The organism is Thiohalorhabdus sp. (assembly GCF_036628635.1).
Lineage (GTDB): Bacteria > Pseudomonadota > Gammaproteobacteria > Thiohalorhabdales > Thiohalorhabdaceae > Thiohalorhabdus.
Genome location: NZ_JAZKRM010000001.1, coordinates 61,021 through 76,332, shown reverse-complemented (window position 1 = coordinate 76,332; position 15,312 = coordinate 61,021). Strand labels below are relative to the sequence as shown.

15 protein-coding genes are annotated in these 15,312 nt (G+C 65.9%); 1 reads left to right on the top strand and 14 read right to left on the bottom strand.

From position 1 onward, the window contains the following. The 13 genes from mltG to V5A19_RS00275 all read right to left on the bottom strand — a co-directional run bounded on the left by mltG (nt 1) and on the right by V5A19_RS00275 (nt 11,472). Nucleotides 1–1,038, bottom strand: a complete 1,038-nt coding sequence (gene mltG / locus V5A19_RS00335; protein ID WP_332318705.1) for an endolytic transglycosylase MltG — start codon at nt 1,036–1,038, stop codon at nt 1–3. Continuing rightward, on the bottom strand, nt 1,031–1,882 hold the full coding sequence (gene pabC, locus V5A19_RS00330; protein ID WP_332318704.1) for an aminodeoxychorismate lyase: 852 nt from the start codon (nt 1,880–1,882) through the stop codon (nt 1,031–1,033). Before pabC ends, mltG begins: the two co-directional genes overlap by 8 nt. A 14-nt stretch (nt 1,883–1,896) precedes the next feature. Then, complete coding sequence (locus V5A19_RS00325; protein ID WP_332318703.1) at nt 1,897–3,276, bottom strand: aminodeoxychorismate synthase component I; 1,380 nt, start codon at nt 3,274–3,276, stop codon at nt 1,897–1,899. After that, nucleotides 3,273–4,508, bottom strand: a complete 1,236-nt coding sequence (gene fabF / locus V5A19_RS00320) for a beta-ketoacyl-ACP synthase II (RefSeq protein WP_332318702.1) — start codon at nt 4,506–4,508, stop codon at nt 3,273–3,275. Before fabF ends, V5A19_RS00325 begins: the two co-directional genes overlap by 4 nt. A 265-nt stretch (nt 4,509–4,773) precedes the next feature. Continuing rightward, nucleotides 4,774–5,013, bottom strand: coding sequence for an acyl carrier protein (gene acpP / locus V5A19_RS00315; RefSeq protein WP_332318701.1), 240 nt, complete (start codon nt 5,011–5,013; stop codon nt 4,774–4,776). Between the two features lie 124 nt (nt 5,014–5,137). After that, complete coding sequence (fabG, locus tag V5A19_RS00310) at nt 5,138–5,878, bottom strand: 3-oxoacyl-ACP reductase FabG (RefSeq protein ID WP_332318700.1); 741 nt, start codon at nt 5,876–5,878, stop codon at nt 5,138–5,140. A gap of 14 nt (nt 5,879–5,892) precedes the next feature. Next, the gene (gene fabD / locus V5A19_RS00305) at nt 5,893–6,828 is read right to left on the bottom strand and encodes an ACP S-malonyltransferase (RefSeq protein WP_332318699.1); all 936 of its coding nucleotides are present in this window, start codon (nt 6,826–6,828) and stop codon (nt 5,893–5,895) included. 31 nt (nt 6,829–6,859) lie between these two features. Next, on the bottom strand, nt 6,860–7,831 hold the full coding sequence (locus V5A19_RS00300) for a beta-ketoacyl-ACP synthase III (RefSeq protein WP_332318698.1): 972 nt from the start codon (nt 7,829–7,831) through the stop codon (nt 6,860–6,862). A gap of 18 nt (nt 7,832–7,849) precedes the next feature. Beyond that, on the bottom strand, nt 7,850–8,860 hold the full coding sequence (gene plsX, locus V5A19_RS00295; protein ID WP_332318697.1) for a phosphate acyltransferase PlsX: 1,011 nt from the start codon (nt 8,858–8,860) through the stop codon (nt 7,850–7,852). A gap of 67 nt (nt 8,861–8,927) precedes the next feature. Then, nucleotides 8,928–9,113 carry a 50S ribosomal protein L32 gene (rpmF, locus tag V5A19_RS00290; RefSeq protein ID WP_332318696.1) on the bottom strand — a complete coding sequence of 62 codons (186 nt, stop codon included), beginning with the start codon at nt 9,111–9,113 and terminating at the stop codon, nt 8,928–8,930. 57 nt (nt 9,114–9,170) lie between these two features. Then, nucleotides 9,171–9,728: a YceD family protein gene (locus V5A19_RS00285; RefSeq protein ID WP_332318695.1), complete on the bottom strand. Its 558-nt coding sequence runs from the start codon at nt 9,726–9,728 to the stop codon at nt 9,171–9,173. A gap of 6 nt (nt 9,729–9,734) precedes the next feature. Then, nucleotides 9,735–10,454, bottom strand: coding sequence for an HAD family hydrolase (locus V5A19_RS00280; RefSeq protein ID WP_332318694.1), 720 nt, complete (start codon nt 10,452–10,454; stop codon nt 9,735–9,737). 61 nt (nt 10,455–10,515) lie between these two features. Beyond that, entirely contained in the window at nt 10,516–11,472 is a 957-nt protein-coding gene (locus V5A19_RS00275) for an RluA family pseudouridine synthase (RefSeq protein WP_332318693.1), read from the bottom strand. A gap of 425 nt (nt 11,473–11,897) precedes the next feature. Here V5A19_RS00275 and V5A19_RS00270 point away from each other — a divergent pair, with 425 nt between their 5' ends. Beyond that, nucleotides 11,898–14,558 (top strand): Rne/Rng family ribonuclease, encoded by a 2,661-nt coding sequence (locus V5A19_RS00270; protein WP_332327665.1) that lies wholly within the window; start codon nt 11,898–11,900, stop codon nt 14,556–14,558. Between the two features lie 140 nt (nt 14,559–14,698). On the opposite strand, the gene V5A19_RS00265 is transcribed toward V5A19_RS00270, so the two are convergent. Next, nucleotides 14,699–14,902 (bottom strand): cold-shock protein, encoded by a 204-nt coding sequence (locus V5A19_RS00265; protein ID WP_332318691.1) that lies wholly within the window; start codon nt 14,900–14,902, stop codon nt 14,699–14,701. Nucleotides 14,903–15,312 lie beyond the last annotated feature (410 nt).

Sequence of the window (15,312 nt, the reverse complement as noted above, 5' to 3'; positions counted from 1 at the left end):
TCATTGCCCTCCTAGCTGAAAGCGTTGAACCGCCCGGTTATGCTCGGCCAGGGTCTCGGAGAAGACGTGGCTACCGTCGCCACTGGAGACGAAATACCGGTAGTCGGTGTCGGCCGGTTGGCAGGCCGCCCGGATGGCCGCCCGGCCGGGGTTGGCGATGGGCGTGGGCGGCAGACCGGTCTGGGTATAGGTATTGTAGGGGGTCGGGCGGCGCAGGTCCTGGTGCTGAAGGTTGCCGTCGAAGGCATTGCCCAGGCCGTAGATCACCGTGGGATCGGTCTGCAGGCGCATGCCCTGACGCAGGCGGTTCACGAAAACCCCGGCGATCAGTGCCCGTTCCGACGGGGCAGCGGTTTCCTTTTCCACAATGGAAGCCAGGATCAGCGCCTGGTAGGCATCGTCCAGGGGCAGGTCCTCGGCTCGGTTGCCCCATTCCTTCTCGAGGACACTGCGCATGCGCTCATGGGCCTGGGTCAGAATGGACTTGGCCCGGCGGCCCCTGGAGAAGCGGTAGGTCTCCGGGAAAAACCACCCCTCGGCGCTATCGTGACCCCGCTCGGCCAGCCCCAGAAGGGCCACAAGCTCCTGATCCTCGGGACCATCGGGAAGGTCCTGGGTGGCTAGGCTTTCGCTTTCCCGAAGGCGGGTTAGGAAATCCCTCACGGTGCGACCCTCGGGCAGCGTAAGGGAATGCATGATGACATCGCCGCTCACCAGCTGGTTAAGCAAGCCCAGCGGCTTGGTCTGCGGGCTGAGGCGGTATTCGCCGGCGTGAATTTGGGCAGTTACCCCCAGAACCCGGCCTAGAACCTTGAGCGCCAGGATGTCGCCGGGATTCACCCAACCCTTATCGGCCAGACGCTGGATCACCCGGTTGTAGCCCGCCCCTTCGGGAACTTCCAGGATCCCTTTCTCCGCCAGGGCCATGGGGCTGGTGGCGACCTGATAAACATGCCGGCCGGCCAAGCCGAGGGCTACCAAGCCCAGCACCAGCGCCAGAAACAGCCAACGCTTCCACTCCCGGAGGGGGTTAGGCATAGATGGCTTCCAGGGCCTGCTGAAGCTTGTGGGTTACCGGGCCGGGGGCGCTAAAGGGGCGATCATCGAAGCTTGCCACCGGCCAGATCCCCACCAGAGAATTGGTCAGAAACAGCTCGTCGGCCTCCCCAAGATCCGCCGGGCTCAGCGCCGCCAGCTGCGACCTACCGTTAGGTTCATCGGCGATCTCCAAAACCCGCCGGCGGGTGATACCCGGCAGGCCCGACCCGGTGAGATCCGGGGTTACCACCCGGCCGTCAAAGACGGCGAAGACGTTGGTCACCGTCCCCTCCACCACATAGCCCCGCTGATCGCAGAGCAGGCCCTCGGCAACGCCGGGGTCCTGCCACTCCATGCGGGCCACGATGTGGTTGATCTGGTTCATGCTCTTGATCCGGCCGTCCAGGGCGCCTCCGCTGACCTGGTGGGTGGTGCAGGTGATAGTCCGGATCCCATGACGCCACCACCCCGGCGGGTGGTCTGGCCAGGCAAGGCGCATGATTACCCGGGTGGGCTTGGGCCGCTCCGGCGGTGCCAGGCCGCGGCCGCCGCGACCGCGGCTGTAAAGGACCTTGATAACGGCGTTGGTGTCGGTCCCCAGCTCTCCGGCCAGATCGTCAATGTCGGCGGCTAGGTCCCCGGCATCGGGAGCCGGAATCCCAAGCAGCTCGGCACCCTCCCCCAGGCGGTCCATGTGGGCCTCGAGCTCGCGCACCCGGCCACCGACCACCGCCAGGGTCTCGAAGACTCCATCGCCGTACTGGAAGCCGCGGTCGAAAACCGAAACGGAAGCGGCTTCCGGGTCCTTGCGCTGGCCATCGATGGTAACCGCGGGGATGGGCATAAGGCTGTGCGGGCTCAGTCGTCCCCTAGGGCGCTCAGGAGGCCCCGGGCCTTGGCCCGGGTTTCCTCCAGCTCGCGCTCGGGTACGGAATCGGCGACGATCCCGGCGCCGGTAAGAAACTCCAAATGGGATCCCGTCTGTACCAGGGTACGGATGAGGATATTCACATCCAAGCTGCCATCGTAGCACAGATAGCCCATGGAGCCGGTGTAGGGGCCCCGCGGCCGGGGCTCGAGCTCATGGATGATCTGCATGCAGCGGACCTTGGGGCACCCGGTTATGGTGCCTCCGGGAAACAGCGCCCGAAGCGCCTCCTCCGACCCCCGACCAGGCGCCAAACGGCCCCCGACATTGGAGGTGATGTGGTGGACGTGGGCGTATGTCTCCAGGGCCATGAGCTCGTCCACCTCGACGCTACCGGGGACACAGACCCGGCCCAGGTCATTGCGCTCGAGGTCGATAAGCATGACGTGCTCAGCACGCTCCTTGGGATTGCCCTTTAGCTCCAGGGACAGACGACGGTCTTCGGCCTCGGAGCGGGACCGGGGTCGGGTCCCCGCAATAGGCCGGGTCTCGGCCGTGTCCCCCCGCACCCGCACCAGGCGCTCGGGGGAGCTGGAGACGATAGCGGTTCCATCGGGAAGCCGGGCGATTCCGGCGAAGGGCGCGGGATTGGCTCGACGCAGGCGATCGTACACACTGGCCGGATCGGGCGGCTCTTGGGCCTGAACGGCCCAGGCGCGGGCCAGGTTAACCTGGAAGACATCACCGGCGTGGATGTACTCGCGCGCCCGGCGCACCCCTTCCAGGTAGGCCTCGGGGGCAGCCTCCCGGGGTCGGGGGAGCTGTAGGGGGTGAGCCTGAAACGGCTTCTCGGAAGCGGCCTCGGCCCAGTGGGCCACCGCCTCGCAGCGGGCGGGGGCCTCATCGGCGCCGCTGAAGGCCATGGCCGTCCGGGTGTGGTGATCCCGGATCACCCCGGACACTACCTCCACCGCCACCGCCACAGGGCCCACCGGCTCGCCCTTGGGCCCGGGCACAGGCTCTAGGTGCCCGGCCAGCTCGTAGCCCAGATAAACGAAGAAACCGCCCCAGAAAGGGCCCGGGAAGCCTTTGGGAGGCCCCCTCTCGCATTGAGCCCGGAGCTCGCCCAGAACCTCGAGGAAGTCTCCGGCCACGGCCCGGCCATCCAGATCCAGGCGGCCGTCGGCATGGCCGGTCAAGGTCCGAACAGGGTCCCCGAGCAGGAGGTCGTAGCGGGCCGTGCCGGGGCGAGGCCCTTCCCGCGGGAGCGCGCTCTCCAGGAGGAAGGGAAAAGAATGGGGAGCTTCCCCGTGGAGCCTAAGCGGATCGGGGAAGGTGTCCAGATGACGCCAATGAACTCCCGGAGTCACACCCGTTTGAGCACCAGCGTGGCGTTGGTACCGCCGAACCCGAAGGAGTTGTTCAGCGCCGCGTCAGCCTGCATGCTGCGGGCTTCCTCTGGAACATAATCCAGATCGCAATCGGGATCGGAGTGGTCGAGGTTGATTGTGGGCGGGATCAGGCCGTGGTGCAGGGCCAAGGCGGTCACGATGCCTTCCACCCCGCCAGCGGCCCCCAGCATGTGCCCCACCATGGACTTGGTGGAGCTTACGGCAAGTCGGTTGGCGTGGTCGCCGAATACGCTCTTGATGGCCTGGGTCTCCACCTTGTCACCATGCGGGGTGGACGTTCCGTGGGCATTAACGTAGCCGATGTCGCCGGGGTCCAGCTCGGCGTCGGCGATGGCGTGGCGCATGCAGCGGGCGGCGCCTTCGCCGTCCTCGCTCGGGGCGGTCATGTGGTAGGCGTCGGCGCTCATGCCGTAGCCACCAACCTCGGCGTAGATGCGGGCCCCCCGGGCAATGGCCGCCTCGCGCTCTTCCAGGACCATGACGCCGGCGCCTTCCCCCAGGACGAAGCCTTCGCGCTCCCGGTCGAAGGGTCGGCTGGCCCGCTCGGGCTCCTTGTTCCGAGTGGATAGCGCCTTGGAGGCGGCGAACCCGCCCATGGCCAGCGGTGAAACGCAGGCCTCGGTACCCCCGGCCACCATGGCGTCGGCATCGCCGTACTGGATCAGGCGGGCGGCGTCACCGATGGCGTGCGTGCCGGTGGCGCAGGCGGTCACGGTGGCCACATTGGGCCCCTTGGCGCCGTACATGATGGAGACATGGCCCGAGACCATGTTGATGATCGAGGCCGGAATGAAGAAGGGCGAGATCTTGCGCGGGCCGCCGTTGAGATAGCCCTCGTGGGCCTTTTCGATAAAGGGCAGACCGCCGATGCCGGAGCCGATGGCCACGCCCACCCGTTCGGCGTTGTCATCGGTGATGGCCAGGCCCGAATCGTCCAGGGCCATGGCAGCGGCACCGATGCCGTAATGGATGAAGGTGTCCATCTTGCGGACATCCTTCTTGGCGATGTAATCGACGGGGTCGAATCCACGGACCTCGCCGGCGATCCGGGAGGGGAAATCGGAGGCATCGAAGCGGGTGATGGTATCGATCCCGTTCTTGCCCGAAGCGATGGCCTCCCAGCTATCGGCCGTGTTGTTACCCACGGGGGTGACCATCCCCACACCGGTTATGACCACGCGACGTTTCAAAACTCGCCCCTATGCCTGAATAAGTAGCGGCACCCGCGCTACGACGTGGTACCGCCAAAGGGCCGGAAGCACCTCCCGGCGAAACCCGTTCGGGAAGAGGCAGGCAACCGTGCCCTCGCCCCTTTGCCGCCCGTCGGGCCGAGCCCTCGCGAATGCCCCTGCGAAGCCTCGACCCAGGTCGGGCCATGCAAGACGCGCCAACCTTGGCTGCATGCCCGGCCCAGACGGGGCAACCACAGCCCGACGGGGGCGAACCGCTTGCCGATTAGCCTTCCTGGTTATTATTGATGTAGTTGATGGCTTCCTGGACGGTGGTGATCTTCTCCGCCTCCTCGTCGGGAATCTCGCATCCGAACTCTTCCTCGAGCGCCATCACCAGCTCGACAGTATCCAGCGAGTCGGCCCCCAAATCGTCCACGAAAGAGGCCTCGGTGGCGATCTCCTCCTCACCCAGGCCCAGTTGTTCGGATACGATCTTCTTCACGCGAGCGTCGATGTCGCTCATTGCTTACTTTTCCTCCTTCAAGGGTGTCGCAAAGCCCGGACTAGTTACCACATTTACCGGACCGGCTCAATCAAGGCAGCGAACCTGTCGCCCATAGGCGTCACCACAGGCCCAACGCCGGTATTCAGGTCATGTACAGGCCGCCGTTGACGTGCAGGGTGGATCCGGTGATGTAACCGCCGCCGGGGCCAGCGAGGAAGGCAACGGTCTCGGCAATTTCCCCGGGCTCGCCCAGCCGGCCGAGGGGTACCTGATCCAGCAGGGCTCGGCGCTGCTCCTCGGGAAGCTCCCGAGTCATGTCCGTCTCGATGAATCCCGGGGCCACTGCGTTGACCGTGATTCCACGGGGCCCGAGCTCGCGGGCCGTTGACTTGGTCAAGCCCAGGATGCCCGCCTTAGCGGCGGCGTAATTGGCCTGGCCGGCGTTGCCCATGGCCGCCACCACCGAGGCGACATTGATGATCCGGCCACCGCGGGCTTTCATCATGGGCCGGGCCACGGCACGGGTCAGCCGAAAGACCGAGGACAGGTTGGTATCGATCACCGCATCCCAGTCTTCGTCCTGCATCCGCATGAGCAGGCCATCGCGGGTGATCCCGGCATTGTTGACGAGGATGCTCGGGTTGCCCAGCTCGTCCTGGACCGATTGGAGAAAGGGGTCGATGGCACCGGGATCGGAGACGTCGAGGACGAAGCCGCGGGCGGTGCAGCCTCCCTCGGCCAGCTCCGACCGGGTGCGCTCGGCCCCTTCCTCGCTGGTGGCGGTGGCGGCGATGGTGGCACCCAGGGTCCCCAGGCGCTCGGCAATGGCCCGGCCGATGCCGCGGCTGGCGCCGGTGACGATGGCGACCTGACCGTCGAGCATGCTTTCCCCCCCGTTCATTGGACGGCTCCAAGCGCATCGTCGAGACTCTTGGCATCCCCCACCGACAGGCAGGGCATGCGGCGGTCGATCCGTTTGTTGAGACCGCACAGGACCTTGCCGGGGCCCATCTCCACCACCTGCTTGACGCCGCTGTTGCGCATGCGGTCGATGGTCTGGGTCCACTGGACGGGATTGGCCAGCTGGCGGACCAGGGCATCGGCGATGCTCTCCGGGGCATCGGGAGCCGCCACGTCCACATTGTTGATCACCGGTATGGCCGGTGTGTGGAGGCTAACCTCGCCCAGGCGCTCAGCCAACCGGTCGGCTGCTGGCTGCATGAGCGGCGAATGGGAAGGTATAGATACTGGCAGGTCCACGGTGCGCTTGGCCCCGGAGGCCTGGGCTCCCCGGAGGACACCCTCCACCGCCTCGACATCGCCGGCGACCACCACTTGGCCCGGGGCATTGAAGTTGACCGCCCGAACCACGCCGCCGCTGTGCTGGTTGGCGCAAAGTTGCTGCACGGTGGCATCCTCGAGGCCGAGGATGGCGGCCATCTTGCCCTGACCGGCCGGCACGGCTTCCTGCATGAAGCGGGCCCGGTCCGCCACCAGCCGGACGCCTTCCCGGAATTCGAGGCTGCCGGCGGCAACCAGGGCGGTGTATTCGCCCACGCTATGTCCCGCCATAGAGGCGGGATTAGGCCCACCCCGGGCCTGCCACAGGCCATAGGCCGCGACACCGGCCGTAAGCAAGGCGGGCTGGGTGTTTTCGGTACGGTTGAGCTCCTCTTCCGGGCCGTTGCGGATCAGCTCGCCCAGATCGCGGCCGAGGGCCTCCGAGGCGGCCTCCACCGTGGCGGTCACCGCCCCCTCGGTATCCGGGTAGGCGTCGAGCATGCCCACGGCCTGGGAGCCCTGGCCGGGGAAGACAATCGCGAATTCACTCATGGCCTTTGCGGCGCCCCTTGGGTAGAAGGAATTACCAGCGAAGCAGGGCCGAGCCCCAGGTGAAGCCGCCGCCGAAGGCCTCCAGCAGTACCAGGTCGCCGGGGCGGATGCTGCCCCGGCGCACGCCCTCGTCCAGGGCCAGGGGCACGGAGGCGGCGGAGGTGTTGCCGTGGCGGTCCACCGTGACCACCACCCGGTCCATGGAGACCCCCAGCTTCTTGGCGGTGGCCTGGATGATGCGGGTGTTGGCCTGGTGGGGCACCAGCCAGTCCACCTCGCCGTGGTCCAGGCCGTTGGCGGCCAGGGTCTCCTCCACCACCTGCCCCAGCGTGTTCACCGCCACCCGGAACACCTCGTTGCCCTTCATATGGATGGTGCTTTCCGGGTCCTCGGCGTCCCAGCCGGTGGCCACACCCTTGGGCACGGTTAACAGGGATTCCTGGCTGCCATCGGCGTGGAGGTGGGTGGACAGGATGCCTTGCTGATCCGTTAGGTCGGCCTCCAGAACCACCGCCCCGGCGCCGTCGCCGAACAGCACGCAGGTGGTGCGGTCTTCCCAGTTGACGATGCGCGACAGGGTCTCCGCCCCCACCACCAAAGCGCAGCGGGCGGCGCCGGTGCGCAGCATGCTGTCCGCGGTTGCCAGGGCGTACACGAAGCCGGTGCAGACGGCCTGGACGTCAAAGGCCGGCGGCCCGGCCACACCCAGCCGACCCTGAAGAAGGCAGGCGGTGGAAGGAAAGACGCGGTCGGGGGTTGTGGTGGCGACAATGATGAGGTCGATCTCGGATGCCTTGCGGCCGGCGGCATCCAGGGCGCGGCGGGCGGCAGGTTCGGCCAGGTCCACGGTGGCCTGGTCATCGGCGGCGATGCGGCGCTCCTTGATCCCCGTGCGGGCCGTGATCCACTCGTCGCTGGTATCCACCAGCGCTTCGAGATCCTGATTGGTCAATACCCGCTCGGGCAGGCAGCTACCGGTCCCCGTAATCTTCCCGCGCGCCATACCCGTTCCTTCCCCGTTCTACTCCGCCACCTCGAGCAGGTCCTGGAGCTCGTGGGTGATGCGGTGGTTGACGTTGTTGCGCGCTTCGGAGGCCGCCACTTCGATGGCCTTGGAGAAGGCGTGGGCGTCGGCGCTGCCGTGGCTTTTGACCACAATTCCGTTGAGGCCCAGCAACATGGCCCCGTTGTATTCGCGATGATCCACCCGCCGCTTGAAGTCCTTGAGGACCCGTGAGGCCAGAAATGCCGCGGTCTTTGCCATCCAGGAGGCCGAGAACGCCTGCCGCAGGAAATGGGCGATAAGCTCGGCGGTTCCTTCGGAGGTCTTGAGGGCCACATTGCCCACAAAGCCGTCAGCGACGATAACGTCGCATTTGCCGGTAAAGATGTCCCGGCCCTCGACATTGCCAAAGTAGTTTAGCTGGCTGTCGCGCAGGAGCTGGCCGGCCACCTTAACCACATCGTTGCCCTTGATGTTCTCCTCGCCGATGTTGAGGAGCCCGATGGAGGGCTTTTCGACGCCGTAGACGGCGCGGGTGGCCACCTCCCCCATGACGGCGAACTGGAACAGGTGGTCCGAATTGCAGTCCACATTGGCCCCCAGGTCCAGCATTAGCACCCGGCTATCCCGCGTGGGCAGAAAGGTGGCGATGGCGGGCCGATCGATGCCCGGTAAGGTCTTGAGGATAAACCGCGATACGGCCATCAGGGCACCGGTGTTCCCGGCGCTTACCACGCCCTCCACATCGCCGCTCTTGGCCAGCTTGTTGGCCACATGCAGGGAGGAGTCGCGTTTGTTGCGCATGGCCTGGGCAACGTCGTCGTCGGCGGCTACCACCTGGCTGGCCGCCCGAACTGCGATGCGGGGATGGTTTTCCAGGCCATGTTGGGCCAGCGCCGGATTGATGGCCTCTTCCAACCCCACCAGATCCAGCTCCAGATCGGGCTGGCGCTCAACAACGGCGGCGGCGGCAGGAACCACTACGGAGGGGCCATGGTCGCCGCCCATGGCATCCAGCGCTATGCGCATTCGATCCCCCGGGATGCCGGTCTGTCGGGAAGGGTGCCCGTACCGCTGGGCTGCAGCGGTAAACGGCTCAATCTTCCTCGGCGACCGCAATCACCTGGCGTTCCCGGTAAGTGCCGCAACTGGCGCAAACGTGATGGGGGCGCTTGCGCTCCCCGCATTCGGGGCAGATGCCTAGATTGGTGGGAGTGACGCCGTGATGGGCGCGGCGCTTATCGCGGCGGGATTTGGAGGTCTTCTTCTTGGGTACGGCCATTTATAAGCTCCCGGGAAAACCGTTGACTTGGAACCGCCGGCCGTGGCCGGCGGCTACTTATTCGTTCGTTTTCAGCTGCGCCAGGATATCGAAGGGATTCTCACGGCGGGGCTGAACGCAGCCGCATTCTGCCTCGTTGCGGTCGGTTCCGCAAATGGGACACAGCCCCTTGCACGCCTCTGAGCACATGGGACTGTGTGGCAGAGCGAGCAGCCATTCATCCTCCAGCGCGGTAATCAGGTCAAACCAGCCCTCGGGGGCTTCTACCTGCTCGTCGGCGTGGTCCATGACCCACACCTCCCCCTTCTGGGAGGGGTCCCGGTAGACCGCCCGCTCCGGGTTGGGATCGATGGACAGGAACAGCTCCTGGGGATGGGCCCGCTCGAACTCGGCCCGACAGTATTCGCATTCCAGGGCGACCCCCCCGGTCACCCGGCCGGTGAGGAGGTAGACATCGCTCTCCCGGACCAGGTGGAGGTCCACCTCCACGGGCCACTCAACCCCGCTCACCTCCCCCAGCCGTGCCAGCCTGGCTGGAGCAATGGCCCCTTTCAGGGACAGACCCTCTTCGGGGACCTGGTCCAACCGGATGACCGATTCACGCAACTCACGCATAAGCTTTTAAGTATACCCTTTTACTGAGGACCCTTCCAAGGCCGTAACCCCCAGATGGTCCATTACTTCCCAAAAATCCCCGGCCCACGCCGTGGGCTCTCCCGTTGCCAGCCGGTTATCGCCGTGAACCCCGTAGGTGACCGCGATCCGTGGCATGTCCAAACGGCGCGCCATTTCCATGTCAAAGCCGGTGTCGCCGACAAAAACGGCCTGCTGCGGCGAAAGGCCAAAGTCGGCAAGAAGCTCACGGAGCATGCGGGGATCGGGCTTGGAGGCGGTTTCGTCGGCACACCGGGTGGCGTGGAAGGCCCCGTGCATGCCCCGCTCGGCAATCAGCCGATCCAGGCCGCGCCGGGACTTGCCGGTAGCTACCGCCAGGTGGTGGCCCTCGTCCCGGAGGTAGTCCAGGCCCTCGCTCACGCCCGGAAAAAACGGCATATCGGCGGCGCCGAAGCTCTGGAAGCGCCGGCCATAAACCGCACGCAACTGCTCGCGATCGCTCTCGCCGGCCTCTGGTACCAGGGCACGGATGGCCTCGTCCAGGCCCAAGCCAATTACCTGTTGACACGCCTCGCCCGGAAGCGGATCGAACCCCGCCTCAGAAAGGGCCGCTTGCATGGTTTCCACGATCACGTGGCGGCTATCCACCAGCGTGCCATCCCAATCAAAGATAACCAGTTCCGTTCCGCTTAGATCGGTACCGGCCCTGGGATAGAAGCTTTCCATGGTCCTCGGGTTGTCTTTGTTGAAGCTGATCGATCGGGAGGCCGCGCAGGCCTCGCGGCTTTTACAGCTGGTCCAGAAGGGTCTTGAGCTCCCTGGGCAAAGACGCGCTGACTTCCACCTTGCCCCCGCCGTTCGGATGGGGGACCCCCACCTCGGCGCTGTGCAGGAACATGCGGTCCAGTCCCAGCTTTTTCAAATCGGCGTTGGCCTCGGGGTCACCGTATAGGGGGTCGCCGGCCAGGGGGTGGCCCAGGTACTGGGCATGGACCCGGATCTGATGGGTCCGCCCGGTTTTCGGCTCCGCACGCACCAGGGTATACCCGCGAAAGATCCGCAGCGTCAGGAACCGGGAGCTGGCCTCCTGGCCGCCTCTCGGATCGGGAACCACGGCGCGCTGCCCTTCCCGTTCCGGGCCCCGGCGCAGGGGAACGTCCACCAGACGCTCACCTTGGGCCCAGGCGCCCACCAAAAGCCCCAGATAGGCCTTGGTCACCCGGTCTTCCCGGAAAGCCGCCTGCAGAGCACGTGTGGGCCCTTTCCCTTTTCCGACCACGAGGCAGCCGGAAGTTCCCCGGTCCAGCCGGTGGGCGAGGCCCCAGGCGACATCCGACCGGGCCGCTCTCAGGGCCTCTATGACCCCATAGGAAATGCCGCTGCCGCTGTGGACCGCCATTCCGGCGGGCTTGTTCAGAACCGCCATGGCCTCGTCCTCAAAAAGGAAGGCCCCGAGCACCTGTTCCTGGGCCTTCTGCGGGGCGCCCCCGCCTCCTTGCCGCATGGCCACGGGCGGGATGCGGACCCGGTCGCCCGCCTCCAGCCGGTCGCCGGGCCGGCATCGGGACCCGTTAATGCGCACCTCGCCCCTGCGCAGCATGCGGTAGATGCGCGAACGCGGGACACCTTTGAGCTGCCCCATCAAGAAGTTATCAATGCGCTGCCCGACATTGCCGCCAACCACGGTGACCCACTCAGGGCCGTCACCGCCCCCCTTTCCGACTTTCGACTGGCTCTGAGACATGAATTTCTGGCCGCTCGCTGGGTCGAATCGGGCAAGGCCGGCACGAATTGAAGTAATTGCGCCGGTCGGCTACCATACCAGCAAGTGTAAACCTGCGGGTTTTCGGGGTTCTACAGCCCCGGAGCGCGTACGCATCCAAGCGGATCGGCGTGAAAGGCCGCCGATCCCCCGGAATCCAGCGAACCCGTTCCGATGCCCGCCCCAGGGGCGCATCGATTCGCTCTAACGTCCGGCCTTCCGCCGCTTCCCTTGGGTCGGGGGGGCTCCGACCAAGCCACCGGTATCAGCGGCGACCGCGCTCAGAGCCCGCGAACCCGAACAAGGCGGCCCGCCACCTGCGGGCTACCCCATTTTCGAGCTGCCGGCCATTTGCCGACAGCCACCATCTATTGGCCGTGTGCGGCCATAGGAGCCGAACTCTCAAAATGAAACGCATGCTCATCAACGCCACCAACCCGGAGGAGCTTCGGGTAGCGGTGGTGGAGGGCCAGAAGCTTCTCAACCTAGACATCGAAAACGCCGCCTACCAGCAGAAAAAAGGCAATATCTACAAGGGCCGTGTCACCCGGATCGAAGCCAGCCTTCAGGCGGCCTTCGTCGAGTACGGGGGTGACCGCCAGGGCTTTTTGCCCATCAAGGAGGTAGCGCGCGAATACTATCCCCAGGATGAGCAAGGCAAAACAACCTCGCCTCGCAAGGTTCGGATCCAGGACGTCCTCTCAGAAGGTCAAGAGCTGATCATCCAGGTGGACAAGGAGGAGCGCGGCACCAAGGGCGCCGCCCTGACCACCCTGCCCTCGCTCGCTGGCCGCTACCTGGTGCTCATGCCCAACAATCCCCGTGCCGGCGGGGTCTCTCGGCGCATCGAGGGCGATGACCGCAAGGAGATGCGGGACGCCCTCAACGAGCTGGAGGTCCCCGATGCCATGGGAGTGATCATCCGGACCGCCGGCATCGGCAAGGACGCCGATCAGCTCCAGCGCGACCTCGACCACCTCCTGCAGCTGTGGCGCTCCATTTCCGAGCAGGCCGAGAACAAGCGGGCGCCCCTCCTGGTTTACCAGGAGGGCGACACCGTTATCCGCGCCCTGCGGGACAACTTCGAGGAGGATATCGGCGAGATCCTGGTGGACGACCAGGGCGTGGCGGACACGGCCCGGCAGTTCATGCAGGCGATCATGCCGGAGTGCGCCAACCGGGTGAAGTATTACAAGGACTCCATCCCGCTGTTCTCCCGCTTCCAGATCGAGCACCAGATCGACACCGCCTACAGCCGCGAGGTCCCCATGGAGGGAGGCGGCGCACTGGTCATCGATCCCACCGAGGCATTGGTCTCCATCGACATCAACTCCGCCAAGGCCACCAAGGGCCAGGACCTGGAGGAAACCGCCCTCCAGACCAACCTCGAGGCAGCGGAAGAGATCCCCCGGCAGCTACGCCTGCGGGACGTGGGCGGCCTGATCGTCATCGACTTCATCGACATGAAGCGCAAGCGCAACATCCAGGCGGTAGAAGACAAGCTGCGCGAGGCGGTCAAGGTCGACCGGGCTCGTATCAAGGTAGGCAAGATCTCCCGCTTCGGCCTGCTGGAGATGTCGCGGCAACGACTGCGCCCCTCCCTGGGCGAGGCAACGCACACCACCTGTCCCCGGTGCTCCGGCCAAGGCCGAATCCGCACCGTGGAATCCTCGGCCCTGCACATCCTGCGTGTCCTGGAGGAGGAAACGCTCAAGGAGAACACCGCCTTTATCGACGTCCGGGTCCCCGTGGAGGTGGGCTCCTACCTCCTCAACGAGAAACGGCCTGCTCTCGCCAGTCTCGAGGAGCGCTATGAGGTCCGTCTCACCATCATCCCGGATCCCAACCTCCTAACCCCGGACTACACCTTGGAGCGGGGTCGTAGCCGGGACAGCGAGGCCCAGGGCGGTCGGACGGCGAGCTACCAGCAGATCCCGGCCGCCGAGCCATCGGCAAGCCCTCGGAGCGAGCCGGAGCCCGAACCGGTCGCCGAGGTTGGGGAGCCCCTCTCCCCCACCGCGGTGGCCCCCAAGCCCGATCAGCCGGAATCCGCGCCCGCCGCCTCCCCCGGAGAGAAGACCGCTGGTTTGGCAGGTGGCGAAGCCAAGACCCCGTTTCTGAAGCGGATCCTTAGCGCCCTGTTCGGCGAACATGCCTCCCGCGAGGCTTCCGGAGTGGCCAGTGAGGAAAGCGCAGCGCCTGAGCCCGCTACTGCGGCCAAGGAGAAAGCCCAAGCCGCTGAGGCCGCCCCCCCCAAAGAGGCCAAGGCCGAGGGCAGGACCGAGGGCGAATCCGCTTCCGGCGGCAGCCGCTCGGGCGGCAACCGCAGGCGCCGCTCCGGGGGCAGCCGCGGCAGCCGCGGCGGTTCCCGGGGCGGTGGCGGCAAATCCGGCTCCCAGGGCAAGTCCCAGGAGGCCGGTCAGAAGGGTCAGGAACAGCCCCAGCAGGAACAGAAGACTGAAAAGGCCGAAAAGAAGGAAGGCGGCGGCCAGCAGGCCCAGCAGCCGAAGAAAGAGCAGCCCAAGCAGGAGCAAAAGGCCGAAAGCCAGTCCCAGGGCGAGGAGAAATCCCAGGCCAAGAACGAGGGCGGCGGGCAGGCCAAGTCCGGCGGCGGCCGGCGCCGCTCCGGGGGCGGCCGGGGTCGCGGCGGTCAGGGCAACGGCCAGGGACAGAAGGCCGCCTCCCAGCAGGAAGCCAAACAGCAGGAAAGCAAGCAAGCGGATCAGCAGCAGACGCAGAAAGCTGAGAAGGCCGCCAGCGCCCCCAAGAAGGAAGCCGAAGGGGCGGAGAAGACCCAGACCAAGGGCGGTGACGAAGGCGGCAACAAGGGCGGCTCCGGCAAGAAGGGCGGATCTTCCGGGGGCCGAGGCCGCTCGGGAGGCGGCCAAAGCGGCAAGCAGGCATCCAGCGGCAAGGGCGGCTCCCAGGAACGAGTGACCCCGCCCAAGCCCTCCACCGAGGCCATCGAGGTGCCCGCCCACACCGCCGATTTCTTCGATGAAGAGGCACAGCCGGTCACCCAGGGCAACAAGCAAACCCAGACCGAGGATTCCACCAGCGAATCCTGAACCGGCTGCCACCGGCGAAACGGCAACAAGGCCCGGGCCCGCAAAGGTCCGGGCCTTGTTGCGGATTGGAGACGTAAAATGGGAGACGTAAAAAAACCCCGCCGAAATCGGCGGGGTTGGATCAGGCGAAAGAGGTCGGCTTACGCGGGATGAACCTCGCTAGCCTTTTCGCCCTTGGGGCCGGCCTCGCTCTCGAAGGTCACGTTTTGGCCCTCGGTGAGGCTCTTGAAGCCATCCTGCTGGATAGCCGAGAAGTGGACGAACACGTCGTCGCCGCCGTCCTCGGGCGCGATGAACCCGAAGCCCTTGGCGTCGTTGAACCACTTAACCGTGCCGTTACGCATACAGCTAACTCCTAAACAAAAAAGGCAACGAACGTGCTTGTCGCGGACCGCCCACCTCGGCTCGACTCAACCGCTTTGGCGAAAACCTATGTGGCTCGCCCGGCTCCTGGGCCCTAGGGCGTGAAAACCACGTCAAACACAACCACTGAACAGGGATTATACACAACCTGCGCGCTCTACCAACCCCCGTTACTTCGTGATGAAGCGGGCGACACGCCGTAGGGGGTCATCCCTACGCGGAAGCCACAACGGTTGGAAAGGTCTTCGCCCAGGCTGAGCTAAATTGGCCAGCTCGGCGGGTAAAAAAGGCAGGGCAAAACGCCCTGCCTTTACGGCTTCGGCAATCGACCCCATAGGGACGGTACGAAGCCGTTAACGGGGTATCGCTAGGGGCTTTCGGACAGCGGTGC

Coding starts and splice junctions, on each gene's coding strand:
- V5A19_RS00275 (WP_332318693.1), bottom strand. CDS start 11,472: ATGTCTCAGAGCCAGTCGAAAGTCGGAAAGGGGGGCGGTGACGGCCCT.
- V5A19_RS00300 (WP_332318698.1), bottom strand. CDS start 7,831: ATGGCGCGCGGGAAGATTACGGGGACCGGTAGCTGCCTGCCCGAGCGG.
- V5A19_RS00285 (WP_332318695.1), bottom strand. CDS start 9,728: ATGCGTGAGTTGCGTGAATCGGTCATCCGGTTGGACCAGGTCCCCGAA.
- V5A19_RS00270 (WP_332327665.1), top strand. CDS start 11,898: ATGAAACGCATGCTCATCAACGCCACCAACCCGGAGGAGCTTCGGGTA.
- fabD (WP_332318699.1), bottom strand. CDS start 6,828: ATGAGTGAATTCGCGATTGTCTTCCCCGGCCAGGGCTCCCAGGCCGTG.
- rpmF (WP_332318696.1), bottom strand. CDS start 9,113: ATGGCCGTACCCAAGAAGAAGACCTCCAAATCCCGCCGCGATAAGCGC.
- acpP (WP_332318701.1), bottom strand. CDS start 5,013: ATGAGCGACATCGACGCTCGCGTGAAGAAGATCGTATCCGAACAACTG.
- V5A19_RS00265 (WP_332318691.1), bottom strand. CDS start 14,902: ATGCGTAACGGCACGGTTAAGTGGTTCAACGACGCCAAGGGCTTCGGG.
- plsX (WP_332318697.1), bottom strand. CDS start 8,860: ATGCGCATAGCGCTGGATGCCATGGGCGGCGACCATGGCCCCTCCGTA.
- pabC (WP_332318704.1), bottom strand. CDS start 1,882: ATGCCCATCCCCGCGGTTACCATCGATGGCCAGCGCAAGGACCCGGAA.
- mltG (WP_332318705.1), bottom strand. CDS start 1,038: ATGCCTAACCCCCTCCGGGAGTGGAAGCGTTGGCTGTTTCTGGCGCTG.
- V5A19_RS00280 (WP_332318694.1), bottom strand. CDS start 10,454: ATGGAAAGCTTCTATCCCAGGGCCGGTACCGATCTAAGCGGAACGGAA.
- fabG (WP_332318700.1), bottom strand. CDS start 5,878: ATGCTCGACGGTCAGGTCGCCATCGTCACCGGCGCCAGCCGCGGCATC.